Origin of the sequence: Ectopseudomonas toyotomiensis (assembly GCF_900115695.1) — a bacterium.
In the GTDB taxonomy this organism is placed as follows: Bacteria; Pseudomonadota; Gammaproteobacteria; order Pseudomonadales; family Pseudomonadaceae; genus Aquipseudomonas; species Aquipseudomonas toyotomiensis.
This window is the reverse complement of the sequence record NZ_FOXK01000006.1, coordinates 121,280-139,808: the sequence shown is the minus strand read 5'-3', so window position 1 is coordinate 139,808 and position 18,529 is coordinate 121,280. Positions and strand designations below refer to the sequence as shown.

General features: G+C 61.2%; 22 protein-coding genes. 5 read left to right on the top strand and 17 right to left on the bottom strand.

The window, feature by feature from the left end:
* Nucleotides 1-60: 60 nt before the first annotated feature.
* Nucleotides 61-777, bottom strand: a complete 717-nt coding sequence (locus BM186_RS13735; protein WP_074915964.1) for an HAD superfamily inactivated hydrolase PcrP — start codon at nt 775-777, stop codon at nt 61-63.
* Nucleotides 778-839: 62 nt separating this feature from the next.
* The gene (locus tag BM186_RS13730) at nt 840-1,250 is read right to left on the bottom strand and encodes an acyl-CoA thioesterase (RefSeq protein ID WP_072425587.1); all 411 of its coding nucleotides are present in this window, start codon (nt 1,248-1,250) and stop codon (nt 840-842) included.
* 104 nt (nt 1,251-1,354) lie between these two features.
* On the opposite strand from BM186_RS13730, the gene BM186_RS13725 reads away from it, so the two are divergent.
* Nucleotides 1,355-2,059 carry an MlaA family lipoprotein gene (locus BM186_RS13725; protein WP_074915961.1) on the top strand — a complete coding sequence of 235 codons (705 nt, stop codon included), beginning with the start codon at nt 1,355-1,357 and terminating at the stop codon, nt 2,057-2,059.
* A 56-nt stretch (nt 2,060-2,115) separates the two neighbouring features.
* Here the strand turns inward: BM186_RS13725 and BM186_RS13720 are convergent, their stop codons facing one another.
* Nucleotides 2,116-2,415 (bottom strand): PilZ domain-containing protein, encoded by a 300-nt coding sequence (locus BM186_RS13720; RefSeq protein ID WP_072425586.1) that lies wholly within the window; start codon nt 2,413-2,415, stop codon nt 2,116-2,118.
* Between the two features lie 213 nt (nt 2,416-2,628).
* On the opposite strand from BM186_RS13720, the gene rssB reads away from it, so the two are divergent.
* A complete protein-coding gene (gene rssB, locus BM186_RS13715) occupies nt 2,629-3,813 on the top strand; it encodes a two-component system response regulator RssB (protein ID WP_072425585.1) in 1,185 nt (394 codons plus the stop codon).
* A gap of 8 nt (nt 3,814-3,821) precedes the next feature.
* Nucleotides 3,822-4,304 (top strand): anti-sigma factor antagonist RssC, encoded by a 483-nt coding sequence (gene rssC, locus BM186_RS13710; protein WP_026088796.1) that lies wholly within the window; start codon nt 3,822-3,824, stop codon nt 4,302-4,304.
* Nucleotides 4,305-4,432: 128 nt separating this feature from the next.
* Here rssC and tal read toward each other — a convergent pair whose 3' ends face one another.
* A complete protein-coding gene (tal, locus tag BM186_RS13705) occupies nt 4,433-5,359 on the bottom strand; it encodes a transaldolase (RefSeq protein ID WP_074915959.1) in 927 nt (308 codons plus the stop codon).
* A 195-nt stretch (nt 5,360-5,554) separates the two neighbouring features.
* Here tal and BM186_RS13700 point away from each other — a divergent pair, with 195 nt between their 5' ends.
* Nucleotides 5,555-5,854 (top strand): transcriptional repressor, encoded by a 300-nt coding sequence (locus BM186_RS13700; protein WP_072425583.1) that lies wholly within the window; start codon nt 5,555-5,557, stop codon nt 5,852-5,854.
* Here the strand turns inward: BM186_RS13700 and dusA are convergent.
* The gene (gene dusA, locus BM186_RS13695; RefSeq protein WP_074915957.1) at nt 5,851-6,861 is read right to left on the bottom strand and encodes a tRNA dihydrouridine(20/20a) synthase DusA; all 1,011 of its coding nucleotides are present in this window, start codon (nt 6,859-6,861) and stop codon (nt 5,851-5,853) included. The two genes, BM186_RS13700 and dusA, sit on opposite strands and share 4 nt — an antisense overlap.
* A 97-nt stretch (nt 6,862-6,958) precedes the next feature.
* On the opposite strand from dusA, the gene BM186_RS13690 reads away from it, so the two are divergent.
* On the top strand, nt 6,959-8,152 hold the full coding sequence (locus BM186_RS13690; protein ID WP_074915955.1) for a tyrosine-type recombinase/integrase: 1,194 nt from the start codon (nt 6,959-6,961) through the stop codon (nt 8,150-8,152).
* Here the strand turns inward: BM186_RS13690 and BM186_RS13685 are convergent.
* The 12 genes from BM186_RS13685 to trbE all read right to left on the bottom strand — a co-directional run bounded on the left by BM186_RS13685 (nt 8,122) and on the right by trbE (nt 18,520).
* On the bottom strand, nt 8,122-8,397 hold the full coding sequence (locus BM186_RS13685; RefSeq protein WP_074915953.1) for a pyocin activator PrtN family protein: 276 nt from the start codon (nt 8,395-8,397) through the stop codon (nt 8,122-8,124). The genes BM186_RS13690 and BM186_RS13685 overlap by 31 nt on opposite strands.
* A 156-nt stretch (nt 8,398-8,553) precedes the next feature.
* Entirely contained in the window at nt 8,554-8,913 is a 360-nt protein-coding gene (locus tag BM186_RS13680) for a histone-like nucleoid-structuring protein, MvaT/MvaU family (protein ID WP_074915951.1), read from the bottom strand.
* 96 nt (nt 8,914-9,009) lie between these two features.
* Nucleotides 9,010-10,311: a HipA domain-containing protein gene (locus BM186_RS13675; RefSeq protein ID WP_074915948.1), complete on the bottom strand. Its 1,302-nt coding sequence runs from the start codon at nt 10,309-10,311 to the stop codon at nt 9,010-9,012.
* Nucleotides 10,312-10,320: 9 nt separating this feature from the next.
* Nucleotides 10,321-10,614, bottom strand: a complete 294-nt coding sequence (locus BM186_RS13670) for a helix-turn-helix domain-containing protein (RefSeq protein ID WP_083431604.1) — start codon at nt 10,612-10,614, stop codon at nt 10,321-10,323.
* 171 nt (nt 10,615-10,785) lie between these two features.
* A complete protein-coding gene (locus tag BM186_RS13665) occupies nt 10,786-11,040 on the bottom strand; it encodes a DUF2274 domain-containing protein (protein WP_074915944.1) in 255 nt (84 codons plus the stop codon).
* The gene (locus BM186_RS13660) at nt 11,037-12,299 is read right to left on the bottom strand and encodes a TraB/TrbI/VirB10 family type IV secretion system protein (RefSeq protein WP_074915942.1); all 1,263 of its coding nucleotides are present in this window, start codon (nt 12,297-12,299) and stop codon (nt 11,037-11,039) included. Before BM186_RS13660 ends, BM186_RS13665 begins: the two co-directional genes overlap by 4 nt.
* A 2-nt stretch (nt 12,300-12,301) precedes the next feature.
* A complete protein-coding gene (gene trbG / locus BM186_RS13655) occupies nt 12,302-13,288 on the bottom strand; it encodes a P-type conjugative transfer protein TrbG (RefSeq protein ID WP_074915940.1) in 987 nt (328 codons plus the stop codon).
* The gene (gene trbF / locus BM186_RS13650; protein ID WP_074915938.1) at nt 13,285-13,992 is read right to left on the bottom strand and encodes a conjugal transfer protein TrbF; all 708 of its coding nucleotides are present in this window, start codon (nt 13,990-13,992) and stop codon (nt 13,285-13,287) included. Before trbF ends, trbG begins: the two co-directional genes overlap by 4 nt.
* A gap of 12 nt (nt 13,993-14,004) precedes the next feature.
* Entirely contained in the window at nt 14,005-15,165 is a 1,161-nt protein-coding gene (trbL, locus tag BM186_RS13645) for a P-type conjugative transfer protein TrbL (RefSeq protein WP_074915936.1), read from the bottom strand.
* Nucleotides 15,162-15,347 (bottom strand): hypothetical protein, encoded by a 186-nt coding sequence (locus BM186_RS13640; RefSeq protein ID WP_074915935.1) that lies wholly within the window; start codon nt 15,345-15,347, stop codon nt 15,162-15,164. The genes trbL and BM186_RS13640 overlap by 4 nt, the downstream gene beginning before the upstream one ends.
* 12 nt (nt 15,348-15,359) lie before the next feature.
* Entirely contained in the window at nt 15,360-16,094 is a 735-nt protein-coding gene (gene trbJ / locus BM186_RS13635) for a P-type conjugative transfer protein TrbJ (RefSeq protein WP_074915933.1), read from the bottom strand.
* Nucleotides 16,091-18,520, bottom strand: a complete 2,430-nt coding sequence (gene trbE, locus BM186_RS13630; protein ID WP_074915931.1) for a conjugal transfer protein TrbE — start codon at nt 18,518-18,520, stop codon at nt 16,091-16,093. Before trbE ends, trbJ begins: the two co-directional genes overlap by 4 nt.
* Nucleotides 18,521-18,529 lie beyond the last annotated feature (9 nt).

Below are 18,529 nucleotides of genomic sequence, written 5' to 3'. Positions count from 1 at the left end.
TCAACCCGTACCTGAAGGTTAATCCAAGCGGGCCGGCTTTGCCTGATCCGAGTCAAAGGCTCAGGGCTTTTCGCCCTTGCTCCGGCGCACGCCGATATCGTCCAGGCTGGCCTCGATTTCTCCCAGATGATCGACCACCGAGTGCACGCCCAGACGATAGAGCTGCAGCGTGGCCTCAGCGCGCAGGTGTTCCTGATCGCTCGCGCTCAGAGCCTGCCAGTCGGCCAGGGCGTAGCCGCACAGTGGCCCGCAGGCAGCCAGGCCGATAGTCCAGCAGCCGGCATTGAGGCCGGCTTGCAGCAGTAGCGGATTACCGCTGACGACTACACAACCGTCCAGGCGCTCGACGTCCAGCTGGCTCAGGGCCTGCCAGCAACTGTCTGGCGCCGGCCATGGCCTGGCCTGACGCGCCAGCACCGCTTCGATGGGTGTGGGCAGCGCTTCGGCCAGGCGCAGACTGGCGTCGGCTGGCAGGTCATCCAGCCAGGCGCAGGGCGTGCCGCTGGCATGCAGGGTTTGCAGCAACTGTGCAGCACCCGGGGTCAGTTCGGCATGTTCTCCGGCCACCTCGCTCAGCTTCTGTTGCAGCGCCTGCAGTTGTGCGCTGGTTGCCGACTTGCCTAACCATGCATCCAGTGCCTGTTGCGGCGTACCGGTCGGGTTCGCGGTTGTGCACTCGGGATGCAGCCGTTGCAGCGCGACAGGTAGGGTGCGGGCGCCGAAGTCGACCAGGCAGCCGGACAGTTGAAAGATCAGGGCGGTGCAGGGGGAGGGCATGGGATCATCCGTGGCATTGGCCTAGGCCAATCTAACGCCGACGGATGACCGTAATGTGACTGCTAGGTGACGTTGAACAGGCCGCGTACATGCTCCGGCAGGGCTACCGATTTGCCACTTTCGTGGTCGATCCACACCAGTTTGCAGTAACCCTCACCGTAGACCGTGAGCGGGTCTTCGGCGGTGGTCAGCCGGTGTGCGATCACCAGGCTGCTGCGTCCCACCGCGCCAGCCCGCAGTTCCACCACCACAGTGGCGGGGTGGATCACCGGTTTCAGGTAGGTGTGCTGGGTTTGCAGTACCACCGGACCGAACGGCACGTTGCTCATGGCTACGCCGGCCAGCTCGAACCAGGCGACACGGGCTTCTTCCAGGTACTGCATGTAGATGATGTTGTTGACGTGCCCGTAGCTGTCCATGTCGCCCCAGCGTACGGGGATGTGTGCCGTGTGCAGCAAGGTTTCGTCGGTCATCGCTTTTCTTCGCTATGCTGCCCAATCAGGGCTCCAGGCTTTATACTACGCGGCATTCGGCCCGCTGGCGGTGGCCACATTATTTTCCTCAAGGAGAGATTTAAATGCATGTGATCGGTGCTCGCTGGATCGCGCGCCTGGGTGGCCTGATGGCCCTCGTCGGCCTCAGCCTGCTGCCTGCGATGAGTCAGGCAGCTTCGGAAGAAGATCCTTGGGAAAGTTTCAATCGCCCCATCTTCCGCTTCAACGATACCGTCGACACCTATGCGCTGAAGCCGATCGCCCAGGGTTACCGGGCTGTCACGCCGCAGTTTCTCGAGGATGGCGTGCACAACGTCTTCGGTAATATCGGCGACGTCGGCAACCTGGCCAACAACCTGCTGCAGGGCAAGTTGCACAACGCCGGCGTCGATACCGGTCGCCTGATCTTCAACACTACCTTCGGTGTGCTGGGGTTCTTCGACGTGGCCAAACACATGGGCCTGCGCAAGAATGACGAAGACTTCGGTCAGACCCTCGGTGTCTGGGGTTTGAACAGCGGTCCTTACCTGGTCATCCCGCTCCTCGGCCCAAGCACCGTGCGTGATGCCACCGGTCGAGTGCCGGACAGCTTCCTGACGCTGTATCCCTACATGGATCACGTACCGACGCGCAACGTCACCCGTGGCGTACAGGTGGTCGACACCCGTGCCAACCTGCTGCAGGCCGAGCGACTGGTCAGCGGCGACAAGTACATCTTCATCCGCAACGCCTACCTGCAGAGCCGTGAGTTCAAGGTGAAGGATGGGCAGGTCGAAGACGATTTCTAAGCCCTGTAGATACGAAAAAGGCGGCCTCTGGGCCGCCTTTTTCGTAAATGCAGATTTCAGCTCATGGAGATGATTGCCAGGCCCAGCGACTGACGACCGTCGCCCAGATCGCCTATTCGCACCACCTCGGCCTGGGCGTCGAGCCCGGCGAGTTCGCTGTGCTCTGAGGGGATATGGACCTTGACCTTGTCGCCCATGCTCAGGGCAGCTTCAGCCTCGATTTGCATGCCGGTACTGGAAAGATCCAAGCACACTGCAGGGATTTCCCGGCCAGCGTGATGGAGGACGACTGCAGCTTCCAGTCGCATGCGGATGTAGTCACGTTTCTCGCTGTACGCTCGATCATTCTGACTCATGGACCCTGTCCTCTTCTTATGAGCTCTCCCGCGGCTCTTATAACCCTCGTCGATTTGACCTGTAAAGCCGCCGAACGACGACCGGTCCCGGCTTGAATCGGCTGGCAGATGGGAGTACCGTCTGCCCCTTGAAATCGCCCTGGCGCCATAGATGCGGCGCCGCGCCATGGGCAGTGACCAAAATTGCCCTGGCGCAGTTTGCCTGGATACCCCATGCACAAAACCAGTGCCACTCTGCTGATCATCGACGACGACGATGTCGTACGTGCAAGCCTCGCGGCCTACCTTGAGGACAGCGGCTTCAAGGTGTTGCAGGCCAACAACGGTTTGCAGGGGCTGGAAGTGTTCCAGCAGGAAGGCCCCGACCTGATGATCTGCGACCTGCGCATGCCGCAGGTTGACGGTCTTGAACTGATTCGACGTATCAACGCGCTGGGTGTAGAGGTGCCGGTGATCGTCGTTTCCGGCGCCGGCGTGATGAACGATGCCGTCGAAGCCCTGCGTCTCGGTGCTGCCGACTACCTGATCAAACCTCTCGAAGACCTGGCGGTGCTGGAGCATTCGGTGCGCCGCGCGCTGGATCGTGCGCGTCTGCGCGTCGAGAACCAGCTCTATCGCGAGAAGCTGGAAGCGACCAATCGTGAGCTCCAGGCCAGCCTGCATCTGTTGCAGGAAGACCAGAACGCCGGCCGTCAGGTGCAGATGAACATGCTGCCGGTGACGCCCTGGCAGGCCGATGGCCTGAACTTCGCGCACCAGATCATTCCGTCGCTGTACCTGTCCGGTGACTTCGTCGATTACTTCCGTATCGACGAGCGACGCATCGCGTTCTATCTGGCCGATGTCTCCGGTCATGGGGCGTCCTCGGCATTCGTCACCGTGCTGCTCAAGTTCATGACCACGCGCCTGCTCTACGAGTGGCGGCGTGGCGGTACGCTGCCGGAGTTCAAGCCCTCGGATGTGCTCGGTCACATCAACCGCGGCCTGATCAACTGCAAGCTGGGCAAACACGTGACCATGCTCGGCGGCGTGATCGACGAGGAGAGCGGCATGCTCACCTACAGCATCGGCGGGCATCTGCCATTGCCGATACTGTTCGAGAATGGCCAGGCGCGTTACCTGGAAGGCCGCGGCCTGCCGGTCGGCCTTTTCGAAGAAGCCGAATACGGCGATCTGGTGATGCAGTTGCCTGAGTCTTTCAGCCTGACGCTGCTCTCCGACGGCATTCTCGACCTGTTGCCGGGCGACACGCTGAAAGAGAAGGAATTGGCGCTGCCACAACTGGTTAGCCAGGCTGGCGGTACGCTGGGCGGTTTGCGTCAAGTTCTCGGTCTGGCCAATCTGGGCGAGATGCCGGATGATATCGCCTTGCTGGTGTTGAGCAGGAACCTTGCATGAATCCTGGGATAAGCCCCGGTCGCATCCAATTCGCCGAGCAGGATGGAACCTTCGTCCTGAAGTTTGTCGGTGAAGTCCGTCTGACGCTGTGTTCAGCTCTGGATGCCACGATTGAAAAGATTTTCACCGCGTTGAATTTTTCGGCCATCGTCATCGACTTGACTGAAACGCGCAGTATCGACAGCACGACTCTCGGTTTGCTGGCGAAGTTGTCCATTCTGTCGCGGCAGAAGGTGGGACTGTTGCCGACCGTTGTCACCACCCACGACGACATCACCCGTTTGTTGGAGTCCATGGGTTTCGATCAGGTGTTCAACATCGTCGATCGGCCGATTCCCTGTCCGGATTGTCTGGATGATCTGCCTTCGCAGGATCAGTCCGAAGAGGTGGTGAAGGCCAAGGTGCTGGAAGCGCACCGCATCCTGATGGGGCTCAACGATTCCAATCGCGAGGCCTTTCACGATTTGGTCAGCGCACTCGAGCGGCACTGATCTCCCGCTTTTCTGTAGGTGCGCTGCGTGCACCGATATCTGCCGAGAAAATCCTTGGCGCACAGCGCACCCTACCTTCGAACTCGCAATGAAAAGGGGCGTCAGCTTGGCTGGCGCCCCTTTGTCATTCAGGCCTTGGCGGCCAGCAGGGCTTCGAGTTTCTCCTGGTCGCGGGCGAACAGGCGGATGCCTTCGGCCAGCTTCTCGGTGGCCATGGCGTCTTCGTTCAGCGCCCAGCGGAAGCCACCTTCATCGAGGCTCTGGCGAGGTTCGCCGGTAGCACCAGGGGTGAGCTGGCGACCGAGCTGGCCATCGTCCTCAGCCAGTTTCTGCAGCAGGTCGGGGCTGATGGTCAGGCGGTCGCAACCGGCCAACGCTTCGATCTGACCGAGGTTGCGGAAGCTTGCTCCCATTACCACGGTGTCGTAGCCGTTTGCCTTGTAGTAGTTGTAGATGCGTTTGACCGACTGCACGCCAGGATCATCGTTGCCTACGAAATCACGGCCCTCGGCCTTCTTGTACCAATCGTAGATGCGCCCCACGAACGGCGAGATGAGGAATATGCCGGCATCGGCACAGGCCTGCGCCTGGGCGAAGGCGAACAGCAGGGTCAGGTTGGTCTGCACGCCGGCTTTTTCCAGCTGCTCGGCGGCGCGGATGCCTTCCCAGGTCGAAGCGATCTTGATCAGTACGCGATCGCGGCCAATCCCCGCTTTTTCGTAAAGGCCGATCAGGCGCTCGGCGCGGCGCAGGGTCGCGTCGGTGTCGAACGACAGGCGCGCATCGACTTCGGTGGAAATGCGCCCCGGAATGACCTTGAGGATCTCCTGGCCGACGGCCACCGCGAAGTGATCGCAGGCCAGCCCCAGGTCTCCCTTGCCGGCACTCACTGCCTGGTTCAACAGATCGGCATAGCGGGGCAGGGCCGCCGCCTTGAGCAGCAGCGAGGGGTTGGTGGTGGCATCCACCGGTTGCAGGCGGGCGATGGCGTCGAGGTCACCGGTGTCGGCGACTACGGTAGTGAACTGCTTGAGTTGTTCCAGCTTGGAGGTCATGACGAGGCCTTGTCGTTGCAGATGGCATGACCTTACCCGAGGCGCCGCAAGCGCTCAACGGTCGGGTCACTGACAAAATTTACCTTTTCGGGCTGCGCTTTTCGCTGGCTCGTACGTCTTTAGTAATGACGGTACGTGAGAACGTACCGAAGTCGGTGGAGTCCGACTTTAGACGAGCTGCCAAGGAGCCCGAACATGTCGACCCAAACCCTGCTTTCTCGTTCAGTTTCCGCAGGCCTGGATACGCGTCAGTGCCGTGAGTGGCTGCAGGCCGCCGGGCTGCGCTTCAGCATGCCCAGGCTCAAGGTGGTGGAGGCGCTGTGCAGCGCCAATGACGAAGCGGGTATCTCCGCGCGCGAGCTGCATCGGCAACTGAGCGACGCCGGCGAACCGCTATCGCTGGTCAGCGTACGCCAGGTGCTGCGCCGCATGGAGGAAAACGGTCTGGTGCAGACGACGGGGCGTAGCCGCTACCGTCTCAGCGCGCCGGATTAATGCCCGCGTAGCAGCTCTGCTGCCTGGTCGAGCAGCGCCAGCGGGTCTTGCACCTTGTGAATATCCACCGACAGCAACTGGCGGAAGCGCCGCGCACCTGGGAAGCCTTGAGCCAGGCCCAGCACGTGACGGCTGACGTGATGCAGCGTGCCGCCCTCGCGCAGGTGCTGCTCGACGTAGGGCTTGAGTGCGAGCAGGGCGTCCATGCGGGAAATGCCCGGGTATTCGGCGCCAAACAGGCGGCTGTCCACCTGCGCCAGCAGATAGGGGTTGTGATAGGCCTCGCGGCCGAGCATTACGCCATCGAAGATCTGCAGGTGCTGCTCGCATTCCTCAAGGGTCTTGATACCGCCGTTGAGGATGATCTCCAGGTCGGGGAAGTCCTGCTTGAGTTGGGCAGCCACGTCATAGCGCAGCGGCGGGATCTCGCGGTTTTCCTTCGGCGACAGGCCTTCGAGGATGGCTATACGCGCATGCACGGTGAAGCTACGGCAACCGGCATCACGCACCTGGCCGACGAAATCGCACAGCTCGGCGTAGCTGTCACGGCCATTGATACCGATGCGGTGCTTGACCGTCACCGGGATGTTCACGGCGTCCCGCATGGCTTTCACGCAGTCGGCCACCAGCGAGGGATGGCCCATCAGGCAGGCGCCGATCATGTTGTTCTGCACCCGGTCGCTGGGGCAGCCGACGTTCAGGTTCACTTCGTCATAGCCGTGTTCTTCGGCCATCTTCGCGCAGCTCGCCAGGTCCTGCGGGTTGCTGCCGCCCAACTGCAGGGCGATGGGGTGCTCGCACTCGCTGTAACGCAGGAAACGCTCGCGGTCGCCATGGATCAGCGCGCCGGTGGTGACCATCTCGGTGTAAAGCAGGGCATGGCGCGACAGTTGACGGAGAAAGAACCGGCAGTGACGATCCGTCCAGTCCATCATCGGCGCCACGGAGAAGCGGCGGGACAGGATAGGGCCTGTAGTTGCTGGGTTTGAAGCTGATTCTTGAGGCATTTGTTTAGGTCGGTTAGAGGCCAAAAAGGCTTGTTTTTGCCCGTTTTTGCGCATGTGGTGCTAAAATTTAGCACTGTTAAATGCATTTTTAGCACTGATGGTGAACGATGTGGGAACGATCACTCGGCGCGTGAACAAAAGCGGGCAGACCAAGTACACGGTTCAGATTCGGCTGCGCCGTAAGGGTGTCATAGTCTACCAAGAAAGCCAGTCCTTCGACCGTAAGCCGGTTGCTCGCGCCTGGATGATGAGGAGGGAGGCTGAGCTGGCGTTGCCCGGAGCTCTTGAGAAGGCTTCGCGGGAGGATGTGCCGCTCAAGAAAATCATTGAGCGCTATCTTGATGAATACGAGCTGATGCGTCCGCTCGGAAAAACCAAGCGAGCTACGTTGAAAGCGATCAGCGAAACCTGGCTAGGTGAAATTGCTGATGTCGATCTGACGAGCCAGAAATTGGTCGAGTACGCGCAATGGCGGATGAGCCAGGAGGGAGGTGGTGTTCAGGCTCAGACGGTTGGAAACGATCTCGCACATCTTGGCGCTGTCCTGTCAGTCGCTAAGCCTGCCTGGGGATATGAGGTCGACGCGAGCGCCATGGCTGATGCGCGCAAGGTGCTGCGTAAACTGGGCATGGTGTCTCGAAGTCGAGAGCGTGATCGGCGACCTAGCAAGGATGAATTGGACAAATTGCTCACCTACTTTTTTGATCTCCAGGCGCGTAGGCCAAGCGCTATTCACATGCCTAAGGTCATAGCTTTCGCGATTTTCTCTACACGCAGGCAGGAAGAGATCACTCGGATTCGCTGGGAGGATCTGGATGAGCGGCGGCAGGCGGTGCTTGTTCGAGATATGAAAAATCCCGGACAAAAGATTGGTAATGATGTCTGGTGCCATCTGCCGGATGAGGCCTGGCGGATTGTGCAGAGCATGCCTAAGTCTTGCCGAGAGATATTCCCTTACTATTCTGACTCAATTTCTGCGGCGTTCACTCGTGCTGGTAAGTTTTTGGCTATCACGGATTTGCATTTCCACGATCTGCGCCATGACGGCATTAGCCGGCTATTCGAGATGGAGTGGGATATACCGAGGGTTGCGAGCGTATCAGGTCATCGCGACTGGAACTCTTTGCGTCGTTATACGCATCTGAATGGGCGAGGAGATCCTTACAAGGATTGGTCTTGGTTGGAGAAGATAATCAGGGCCCCTGTGGCGCTCGGGGCACGTGTAGAGCCTGAGTCCGCAGAAAATAGAAGGGGTGTGCTTCAGGCCAGGCGCCGTCGATCCATCAACTGATCCTGCTCTCTGATTGCGGCCTCGCGCTGTCTATCGATGTAGGCAGCGAGATCTTCCAAATGCACGCCGAGGTTGGCTTTCTGCGAGTTAGCTCCCAGTCGCATCACGGGAAGGTCTATTTCTCCCATCAAGCGCTTGCGTTTGAACTTGTCCACTGAAAGGCCGAGGAAATCTCGGCACACCCATTCGATAGGAATTACGGCTTGTCCGTCATACTGAGCCATCAGCAAAAACAGTGTCTTCATTGCTCCATGCCATAGCGCCATTTCAATTGAAGTCAGCCTATTGGCGTTTGGTCTGATGGCAAACAAGCTAAGTCGTAGATGGGCGGGGGGGAGCGGGTGACGCCTTGGACGGCGTCGGCGCCGTTAGTGAAACGGCGCCGACGGTTCTGTAAATCGTTATTGCAGCCAGCTTTCGACGACGTCAGCGCCGAACTCTTCTTTCCAAGCTTTCAAGACTTTGTGGTTGCCGCCTTTGGTTTCAACAACTTCGCCGGTCTTGGGATTCTTGTAGCGCTTTACTTGGCGAGGGCGGCGTGCTCCAGAGTCCTGTTTGCTGAGCTTGCCGGCTTTGGTTTGAGGATCGAGGATAGCGATGATTTCGCGCAGGTCTTTGTCATACTTCGACATCAGGGCGCGGAGCTTTTCCTCGAACTCCATCTCTTTTTTCAGTCCATCATCTTTCTTGAGAGCGTCCAGTTCTGCCAGTTGAGCGGCCAGTTGCTGTTCAAGGGCACGGAATTCGGCAAGTTTCGACATGCTGTAATTTTTCCTTTATGAGTGGTAGGTTGGATTCCCGACTATAGCTTCAATAACTATGCGGGGGAATGCTACTCGGCAGTTGCCGTCTGGATATTAGGAAAGCTGTTTACACATTTCGCCAATCACGATGCTGACGATAGTTCTCAGGCAACGCGTTTCACCTGCAAGAGTTGCTTGAAGATTTGGCTTTTTCTGCGCCAGTTCCTGATTGTCGCGGACGACTTGTTCAAGCAACTGATTTGCAGTGGCCTGGATCCCCGATGTCATTTTGTCGATTGATGCCAGTGCTGCGCTGGCTTTTATACCCATGGCCTCGGCAGCGGCAACGAGATTTTTGCGATTGAGGTGCGTAATCCGATCCTCTTCTCCTACTGGCCAGGCCATTCTGACCTGTTCTGGCCAGCCATTCTGGTCAAACGCACGAGTGGTATACACCGCGGTACTCAGCAAGTCGTAAAAGGGGGAAAGGTTTACTCCCTTGGCCGTGACCAAGAAACTGAGGTTTTTCAGGTGGGCGTCGCCGTTGCCCACCAAGATGTTGAACACTAGCCAGCGGAATAGCTCGAGGCGAGCTTTTGCCGGGATGTTGCACATCTTGCTGATATCCAGCAGGCGTTGCACGCTGCCTTGATCGTACTTGTAGGCTCGGTCGAGTCCAAGCAATTGGCAGGCATCAATGCAATGCAGCCGCTCCCAGCCTTTTGGTGTTTGCCGCCTATCGAAACGGGAGATGAGGTAGACCGGTTGTGGAACATACCTGCGAGTGACTTCTGGAACTTGAAGGCCCATTCTTTTTGCCAGAGTCATGACAAACCACTCGTTAATTACCGAATGTGCGTAGGTCAAGTCTGGGTGGTCAGGCTTGAGGATATGGGTCGATGGCATGTTGCCGGTGGGCTCTAGCAGTTGCTCTCCATCTAAGATGATGGCCATCTTGTGCTGAGCGCCTGCCAGCGACATACGCTTGGCAGCTTGCTCAGCTAGAGGTACGCGGGGCATATCGCTAATGCGCTGCGACAGTACTTCATCAGGTAATGCCCGAAGTTCACCAGGTGTAGGTTGCTGATCTGGTGGAAGGAGGGTGATAGAGCCGGCCGACTCAGCTCCGAATTGGGTAAGCAAGCCAAAGGCATCGGCTACTGATGTATGCGCGGCTCGAGCGATCAACTGTCGCTGGCCTTCCTCGGGCAGCAGGTTGTCGAAGTACCACTGTACTGGACGCACCGAGGCGCCATCCATGTGCGGTTCATTCTGCAGGGGCAGGTTAGGGCAAAGAGGGTAGGCACCCGGTTGGCGTAGCCATTGCTGGGTGTAGGCGAAGCTCCAAAGCCCGTTCTGTTCGGATAAGGTGCCGATCAGTGTGTGGTTGATCCAGACGTTTAATTGGCGATCCATTGCAGTTTTCTATCTCTGGGCAGATTGCTGTTGTTCAGCTTTTTCGAGAAGCCTTTCCAGATTCTGTTGAGTTTGTTCCGCGACTTCATCCGGGACATCAACGTAGACTTGAAGTCCCAGCTCCCGCAGGACCTGGAAAAGCTTTCCCCAATGAACAGACTCGCCGCCACGCTCCACTTTGCCGAGGAAGTTCTCGGACACGCCTATGCTGCCCGCGGCATCGTCCTGGCGCATGTCCATGGCCTTGCGGCTTGAGCGAATCACCATGCCAATTTTCTCGGGTGTGTCGATCTGAAACTGCATGCCTAAATCCTCATGATCGAGCGGATTATGCTGTCGTAATTCTATTCTAGCCATAAATCCGCATGGTCGTGAGGATTAATGGTGGTGGACCATAGATAGCATCGGAAACATCACGATCTTGAGGATTTTTATCAATTCAGTCTGGCGCATGAAGAAATCCACTTTCCGCGTTTAGCGTGGATCGGTGGTTTGTGGCGCAGCGGGTAGTGCAGGCTTGTTAGTTCTTTTGAATACCCGATCCCTCGCCATGAAAGCTTCCAGCATCTGCGGGATGAGCCTCAGGGCATCGATCTCTTCACCATAGGTTTGCGAGTGAAGCGCCGCATAGCGCTCGAGGTCGGCCTTCAGGCTGGCGGGGCAGGTGAAGGTCAGCTTTATGTTTTCGGTTTTCGGCAGTGGGCCGAGACGCAGCTTGGTCGTGCTCATTGCAGGTTCCTCTGTTGAGTGTAGAAAGGCTGATAGGGACGCAGCACCAGGTCGCGGTTGACGATTACGCGCAGGGGCAGGCCAGGGCGCTGGGTCAACGTGGGCTGGATATCGAGGTTGCGGCGGGTGACCTCCTGGCCGACCTGGTTCACCGTGTCCTGCAGGCTGTCGCGGCCGGCGATGATGACGCGGTCGCCGTCGGTGCGGCTGGCCGGTGCCGCCAGCTCGGCACCGATGCCCAGCAGGCTAGTCATGGCCGCGCCGGCGACAATGCGATCCCAATGCCAGTCGACGCTATCCTTGAGGCCGGCATAGCCGGCGGCGTCGGTACCCACCAGGTTGTCGAGCTGGAAGGACGAGGTGTCCGGCAAGATCACCCGCTGCCACACCACCTGCACGCGGCTCTGCCCGTAGCTCACTTGGCTGTTGTAGCGACCCAGCAGGCGCGCACCTTGCGGAATCAGCACATGCTGGCCGGTGGAGCTGTCGTAGACCGGTTCGGTCACCGTGGCGATCACGTCGCCGGGTAGATCCGACTTGATACCGGTGACAAGCGCCGCCGCGATGATGGTGCCGGCCATCACCTGGTAGGGCGACTCAGGCATCTGCAGCAATCCGGAATTACGGATTTGTGCATTTACGGATTTACTGAGAAACGCCTCGTTCCGTTCCTGCTGGGTTGGTGTTCCTGCGGCGGCTACTGCGCCTGACGAAGCCATACCCAGAGCAGGGGAATCGAGTTGAGCGCCACCACCAGATGCGATATTCGAATTCCGCGCGCTGCTGGTCTGGAAAAATACCGAGGACTGCGCTGCTTCCTCAGCTTCCTTGAGCAGGGCCAGGCGCTCTGCTTCGGCGGCATCTGGCCCATGTCCATAACCTTGCGCTTGCTGTTCGGCCCTGAGGATTGGTCCGCCCAGATCGCCGGGCAGCGGCGGCCCCAGTTGCGGTACCTCGGGCGCAGGTGGAGGCGGCAGCTGCGAGTAGTCTGCCGGCAACTGCTCCAGCCCCTCGGATCGTGCCACGCGGTCGACGTTGTATAGCTCGTTCGGCTCGGCACCTTGGCGGCGCTGCTGCGGTTGCAGCGACCACAGCATGGCACCCAATACCGCAGCCGACAGGCTGCCGACCACTACCGCCAGCATGCGTGGGTTGAGGCGGGTGACCGGGCGAGGCTTGGCGCGCAGCTCCAGCGATTCCGGCGCCTCCTTGGGCGGTAGCGAGGTTGCCGCATTTTGGTCGTTGTCCTTACCCGTCATGCTCAGCGCCTCCGTGCCACGCCATCGGTGCGCTCGATCCGCACCACGTCACCCTTGTCGGCGCCCAGGCGCAGCTCGGCCGCGCCGAACAGGCGGTCGACGATGTAGTAGGGAGAGCGGAAACGATAGTTGACCAGCTGCCCGTCACCTTCGGGGCCAATTACGAACAGCGGCGGCAGCTCGCCTTGGGCGATACCGGCGGGGAACTGGATATACACCTTGCGGCCGTCATCGAAGGCGCGCAGCGGTTTCCAGGGCGGATTGCTGCCGCTGATTGCATAGCGAAAGCGCAGCTTCTCCAGCGTTAGGCCTACGTCCACCGGTGTTGCGGCCTGCGCTGCGCTGGCGTGGCGTTGCAGAGCGAGCATGCGATCCTTCGGATAGTCCCAGGACACCGACGCCATCCATGCCTGATCGGTGGAACTCAGCTCGATCAGGTAGGTGCGGCGCGTGGTGGTGATCACCAGGTTGGTCTTGAGATCGACCCGCGTCGGTTTGATCAGCACGCTGGTGCGTAGATCGTCGCCGCTACCACTAGTGGTGTCGCCGACGATCCAGCGCACGGTGTCGCCGGCGGCAACGGTGATTAGCTCTTCGCCGGGCTGCAGGTTAATCGTCGTCACCCGACCCGGGCTGGCGTACACCTGATACAGCGCGCCATCGGAGTAGGGCCAGATCTGGATGGCGTTGATATAGCCCTCGCGGCTCGGCGCGACTCGAGCCTCGCGATTGGCACGCGAGACCCGCACGCGCTCATCGGCCGGCTCCTTGGCCGATTTGCTGGGTTGAGTTTCCGGCAGTGGCTTGAGTTGTGCGGGCAGGGCCAGGGGCTTGGGTACTTCCACTACCTCGATGGGCTTGGGCGGCTCCGGCAGGCGCTGCGCTTCTAACGGTTCATCCAGCGCTATCACTGGCGGTTCCTGGCTGGCGCAGCCGGCCAGCACGCTCAGCAACAGAGGGCATATACAGAGGCTAAGGGAGGTTTTCATGGTTTCTTGGCTCCTTCCGTAGTGTCCAGTTCACGGCTCCAGGACAGGCCGTTGACGTAAATGCCGAGCGGGTTGCGGCGCAGCTTTTCCTCGGTGCGTGGAGGCTGCAGTACCAGCGAGATCACCGCGGTCCAACGCTCCAGGTCGGCGGCTGAACCATTCACGAAACGGCGTTCGATCCAGCGCACCTGGAACGAGCTGTCGCTGGCACGCACCACGCTGGTGACTTCCACCGATACCGACTCCTTGCCGACCCGGGTGAAGGGATCGTTGGCGCGGGCATAGTCGTTGAGGGTGGCGGCGCCTCGGTCGGTGGTGGAGTGATAGGCCTCCAGCCAGTTCTGTCGCACCACCACCGGATCGATAGATAGCGAGCGCACCTGCTCGATAAAGCGCGCCAGGTGTTGGGCGATCTGCGCATCCTGGGGCTGGTAGGGACTGGCGGCTTCGCCGACAGCGCGCACCTGGCCGAGGTTGTCGACCTCCACCACGTAGGGCGTCACCGTCGACTGCGCCGAGCGCCAGACCAGCCCGCCGGCCATCAGCAGCGCCAGGCCCAGACAACCGAAGGCCATCAGCCGCCAGTTGCGTGCCTGCGCCAGGCTGCTGCCCATGCGCAGGTCCCAGGTCTGTGCCGCTGCCTGGTAAGGGGTGACCGGTTGAGGGGTGTCGCTGTAGCGCACCAGTGGGCGTCTGAATCGCATCTTCGTCCTCCTTTACGAATTCGATGGGTCGCGGATCTGCGGCCCAGGTGATGAGCCACCGCCATCGCCGCCACGAAGGGTGTGGGCGACCGTGCTGGTAGCCTGTGAGAGTTGCTGCCTGCGCTGCAGGCGCTTGGCCCAGTCGGGCTGTTTGGCTGGGCCAGTTGAAGGTTCAGCGGTGTCGGATGCTCCACCAGTTGCAGCGCCGGAAGGGGCTCCTGCCAGAGAGCGAGCGCCGCCCATTGCCAAGCGCGCTGCACCGGGTGCCATGCGTGCGCCGGCCAATACCGCGCCGCCGACACCTGTGGCGACTGCAGCAGCACCAGCAGCCATGCCCGCCGCGCCTAGCGCGGTACCGGCTGCTGCACCAGCACCCAGTTGCGGTGCGCCGGAGACCAACCCGGTGGCAATGCCCGGCCCGAAGATGCCCAGGCCCAGCAGGGCCAGCGAGGCGAGCATGACCACCAGCGCATGGTCGATGGAGGGCTCGTCCGGCATGGCCTGGAACTCGGCGAACAGCCCGCTGCCAATGCCGACGATCACCGCCAGAACCAGCACCTTGATGCCGGACGCAACCACGTTGCCCAGCACCTTCTCGGCGAGAAAGGCGGTCTTGTTCCACAGCGCAAAGGGCACCAGCACGAAGCCAGCAAGGGTGGTCAGCTTGAATTCGACCAAGGTCACGAACAGCTGAATGGCCAGGAAGAAGAAACTGACGATCACCACCAGCCAGGCCAGAAACAGCACCAGGATGCTGTGCAGGTTGCCGAAGACTTCGGGAAAACCACTGAGCTTGCTGATCTGCTCAAGCAGCGGCCCTCCGGCATCAACCCCAATCGCGGCCAACCGCCCTGGCTGCAGAAACTCCGCATGACTCAACCCGGAACCTGAGGCCAGCAGACCCAATCCGGCGAAGGAGTTGAAGACGATCTTCGCCAGGGCATTGAAGTTGCCGATGATGAAGGCGAAGGCACCGACATAGAGGGTCTTGCGGATCAGTTTGGCGCTGACATCCTCACCGCCCATGGCCCAGAACAGCCCGGCCAGGGTCATGTCGATCACCACCAGGGTCATGGTGAGAAAGGCCACCTCGCCGCCGAGCAAGCCGAAGCCGGTGTCGATATAGAGCCCGAACACCTCGAGGAAACGGTCGATCACGCTGACGTCGTTCATCGCACGTCCTCATCGAAGCTCGGCGGGATCGCGGGCAAGTCGGTAGGCCGGAGAAACTCGCCGGGCCGGGCGCATCCGGAGTAGAAGCGCTCGGCCGAATCGTCTTGCCGTGCCACGACGCCATCGTCGCCATGTCCGCAGGCGGCCAGCGCGAGCAGCGGCAGCAGTACCAGGATTTTCATGGGGCGACCTCCCTATCGATAGAACTGCACGGGGTAGGGGGTATAGGGCGTGCCGTTACCCATAAAGCGACGCCGCCGTTCCCGTGCCTCCTCGGCCGCGGCAGCCTGACGGGCAAGCTCCAGGGCGACGGCGCGGTTCTGGGTGATCTGCAGTTGCTGCGACTGGATCGACTGCTTGGCTTGCAAGGCCAGCAACTGGTTGGTGGCCTGGGCAGCCTGCAAGGCGCCACCCGCGGACTGGCTCTGCTGCACCAGCGCGGCCAAGGCGCTTTCATCCACGGCCAGGCTCTGTTTCATCTGAGCCTGTACACGCAGCGCCGTATGCAGCCCGTCGAGGCCCTGTTGCCAGCGTTCGCGTGCTTCTTCTGCCAGGCGTTGGCTGCTGACGTCGCCGGTGTACTCGCTCGGGTAGAGTCGGCTGAACTCCTGATCCAGGCGCTGCACTTCGTAGGCCAGCCCTCGCGCCTCGGCGAGTAGCCGCTCAGTATTGGCCAAGCTCGCGCGCAACTGGCTGACGACGTTGTAGTCCAGGCGCTGCAGGTGACGTGCCTGGTTCAGCAGCATCTGGGTCTCGTTCTGCAACTGGCGAACCTGGTTGTTCGCCATCTCCAGGGTGCGTACTGCAGTCAGGGTGTTCTGCACCAAGTTGGTCGGATCGATTACGGTGAAGGCGTTTACCGGCTTCACGGCCAGCAGGCCCAGTACCAGCAGCGTTGCGCCGGGAAAGCGGTGGGAAGGGGATCTCATGGCAGGCACTCCTTGCGTGACGAGGGATAAGCGGTGAGCAGGTCGGCAGCCCAGTCCAGGCCGCGGTGACGCAGCCAGGCAGGGGCGAAACCGGCGGTGCCGTACGCCAGCAGGATGCGGTCGATCTCACGCTGCTCGACCTGGCTGGCCGAGGCGGCGAAGGCCAGCGCCACCGGCCCCAGATCGAGGTCGAACAGGCGGTTGCCCAGGCGCGACTGATAGTAGTAATCACGCTTGGGCGTGGCCTGGGCGATGATCTCGATCTGCCGGTCGTTGAGGCCGAAGCCATGGTAGATGCCGCGGATCTGCGGCTCGCCCGCCTGTGGGTTGGGCAGGAAGATGCGGCTGGCGCAGCTCTCGATGATTGCCGCAGCGATGCTGGAATCCTTGATGTCGGCCAGTGACTGGGTGGCGAAGATGACGCTGACGTTCTTCTTGCGCAGGGTCTTGAGCCACTGGCGGATGCGCGCGGCGAACAACGGGTCGTCGAGAAACAGCCAGGCCTCGTCGAGGATGAGCAGGGTCGGCGCGCCGTCAAAGCGTTCCTCGAAGCGGGCGAACAGGTAGCTCAGCACGGCGGCTACCGCCGCCTTGCTGTGCATCAGCTCCTCCATCTCGAAACACTGCACGTCGGCGCTGCCCAGACGATCCTGGTCGGCATCCAGCAATGCGCCATGCGCGCCGCCCAGCACATAGGGTTGCAGCGCCTGGCGCAGGGCGTTGTCCTGCAGCAGCACCGAAAAGCCGGTCAGTGTGCGCTGCGTCTCCGGTGCGCCGGCCAGGCTGTCCAGCGCCGTCCACAGCGCGGCCTTCTGCTCGGGGCCGACGGCCACACCTTCCTGCAGCAGGCGAGCCTCCAGCCACTCGGCGGCCCAGGCTCGGTATCCCGGCTGATCGATGCGCGCCAGAGGCTGGAAGGCCAGGTCGCCGTCGCCTCCGAGGGCGTAGTGCTCGCCACCCAGGCCCAGCACCGTAGCGCGCAGCGAGCGCCCCATGTCGAAGAGAAACAGGCGCGCGCCCGGGTAGCGTCGGAACTGCAGGGCCAGGGTCGCCAGCAACACCGATTTGCCCATGCCGGTAGGGCCAGCCACCAGGGTGTGGCCGACGTCGCCAACGTGGGTGACCAGGCGAAACGGTGTTGCGCCATCGGTGCGGGTGATCACCAATGGAGGGGCATCCAGATGTTCGTTGCGTGCCGGGCCAGCCCAGACTGCCGAGACCGGCATCAGGTGCGCCAGGTTGACGGTGGAGATCAACGGCTGACGGACGTTGGCGTAGGCGTTGCCGGGGATCGACGAGAGCCAGGCCTCCACCGCGTTGAGACTCTCGGCGATGGTGACGAGGCCGCGGCCCTGGATCACCCGCTCGACCCGGCGCAGCTTCTCGTCGGCGATCTGGGCGTCGGCATCGCTCACCGTCACCGTGGCCGTCACATAGCCGAAGGCGACTTGGTCGGCACCGAGTTCCTGCAGCGCCGCGTCGGCGTCGCTGGCCTTGTTCGCGGCGTCGCTGTCGAGCAGTGGGCTTTCCTGCTGGAAGATCGCTTCGCGCAGCAGCGCCAGGACGCCCTTGCGCTTGGCAAACCACTGCCGGCGCAGGCGCACCAGTTCCTTCTCGGCCTCAACCTTGTCCAGGCAGATAAAACGGGTCGACCAGCGATAGGCGAAGCCCAGACGGTTGAGGTCATCCAGCACGCTTGGCCAGGTCGAGGTGGGAAAGCCACGTACCGACAGCACGCGTAGGTGCTGCTCACCCAAGCGCGGTGCCAGGCCAGTGGCCAAAGGACTGTCGGCCAGCAGAGCATCGAGATGGAAAGGCACCTCGGGTACAGCCACCCGCTGGCGATGGGGCGAAATCGTGGCATGCAGGTAAGTCAGCGTCTGGCTGTCATCGAGCCAGGCGAGCTCTGGCATCACTCCGTCCAGCAGGTCGAAGAGACGATCTGTCTCGGCGACAAAGGCGGTCAGCCGTTCGCGCCAGTCGACTCCGCGTTGCGGCCGGTGCTCGTAGAGCAGGCCGGCGGCGCGCGAGCGCGATTCTTCCGGTGGCAGGTAGAGCAGCGTCAGGTGATAACTGCTCTCGAAGTGGCTTCCGTGCGCCTCGAAGGCAGCACGGCGCTCCTCGTCCACCAGCCAGGACAACGGCTCGGGAAAATCGCTGTCAGGGTAGTCGGCGGCCGCCAGGCGCTCGGCCTCGACAAACAGCGCCCAGCCCGATCCAAGGCGACGCAGGGCATTGTTCAGGCGCGCCGAGGTGACCACCAGCTCGCCTTGGGTGGCGCTGTTCAGGTCTGGCCCGCGAAAGCGCAGGCTGCGTTGGAAAGAACCGTCCTTGTTCAATACGACGCCGGGTGCGACGAGACCGGCCCAGGGCAGCCAGTCGGCCAACTGTGCGGGGCGGCGCTGGTATTCGGTGAGGTTCAGCATGGCGGCCTC

What these genes read in the sequence shown, in the direction of transcription:
- BM186_RS13725 (WP_074915961.1), top strand. Translation starts at nt 1,355, where the DNA reads ATGCATGTGATCGGTGCTCGCTGGATCGCGCGCCTGGGTGGCCTGATG.
- BM186_RS13690 (WP_074915955.1), top strand. Translation starts at nt 6,959, where the DNA reads ATGGTGAACGATGTGGGAACGATCACTCGGCGCGTGAACAAAAGCGGG.
- rssB (WP_072425585.1), top strand. Translation starts at nt 2,629, where the DNA reads ATGCACAAAACCAGTGCCACTCTGCTGATCATCGACGACGACGATGTC.
- trbJ (WP_074915933.1), bottom strand. Translation starts at nt 16,094, where the DNA reads ATGAGATCCCCTTCCCACCGCTTTCCCGGCGCAACGCTGCTGGTACTG.
- BM186_RS13660 (WP_074915942.1), bottom strand. Translation starts at nt 12,299, where the DNA reads ATGACGGGTAAGGACAACGACCAAAATGCGGCAACCTCGCTACCGCCC.
- BM186_RS13700 (WP_072425583.1), top strand. Translation starts at nt 5,555, where the DNA reads ATGTCGACCCAAACCCTGCTTTCTCGTTCAGTTTCCGCAGGCCTGGAT.
- trbL (WP_074915936.1), bottom strand. Translation starts at nt 15,165, where the DNA reads ATGAACGACGTCAGCGTGATCGACCGTTTCCTCGAGGTGTTCGGGCTC.
- BM186_RS13720 (WP_072425586.1), bottom strand. Translation starts at nt 2,415, where the DNA reads ATGAGTCAGAATGATCGAGCGTACAGCGAGAAACGTGACTACATCCGC.
- BM186_RS13735 (WP_074915964.1), bottom strand. Translation starts at nt 777, where the DNA reads ATGCCCTCCCCCTGCACCGCCCTGATCTTTCAACTGTCCGGCTGCCTG.
- BM186_RS13665 (WP_074915944.1), bottom strand. Translation starts at nt 11,040, where the DNA reads ATGAGCACGACCAAGCTGCGTCTCGGCCCACTGCCGAAAACCGAAAAC.
- tal (WP_074915959.1), bottom strand. Translation starts at nt 5,359, where the DNA reads ATGACCTCCAAGCTGGAACAACTCAAGCAGTTCACTACCGTAGTCGCC.
- BM186_RS13675 (WP_074915948.1), bottom strand. Translation starts at nt 10,311, where the DNA reads ATGGATCGCCAATTAAACGTCTGGATCAACCACACACTGATCGGCACC.
- BM186_RS13730 (WP_072425587.1), bottom strand. Translation starts at nt 1,250, where the DNA reads ATGACCGACGAAACCTTGCTGCACACGGCACACATCCCCGTACGCTGG.
- dusA (WP_074915957.1), bottom strand. Translation starts at nt 6,861, where the DNA reads ATGCCTCAAGAATCAGCTTCAAACCCAGCAACTACAGGCCCTATCCTG.
- BM186_RS13685 (WP_074915953.1), bottom strand. Translation starts at nt 8,397, where the DNA reads ATGAAGACACTGTTTTTGCTGATGGCTCAGTATGACGGACAAGCCGTA.
- BM186_RS13670 (WP_083431604.1), bottom strand. Translation starts at nt 10,614, where the DNA reads ATGCAGTTTCAGATCGACACACCCGAGAAAATTGGCATGGTGATTCGC.
- BM186_RS13680 (WP_074915951.1), bottom strand. Translation starts at nt 8,913, where the DNA reads ATGTCGAAACTTGCCGAATTCCGTGCCCTTGAACAGCAACTGGCCGCT.
- BM186_RS13640 (WP_074915935.1), bottom strand. Translation starts at nt 15,347, where the DNA reads ATGAAAATCCTGGTACTGCTGCCGCTGCTCGCGCTGGCCGCCTGCGGA.
- trbE (WP_074915931.1), bottom strand. Translation starts at nt 18,520, where the DNA reads ATGCTGAACCTCACCGAATACCAGCGCCGCCCCGCACAGTTGGCCGAC.
- trbF (WP_074915938.1), bottom strand. Translation starts at nt 13,992, where the DNA reads ATGCGATTCAGACGCCCACTGGTGCGCTACAGCGACACCCCTCAACCG.
- trbG (WP_074915940.1), bottom strand. Translation starts at nt 13,288, where the DNA reads ATGAAAACCTCCCTTAGCCTCTGTATATGCCCTCTGTTGCTGAGCGTG.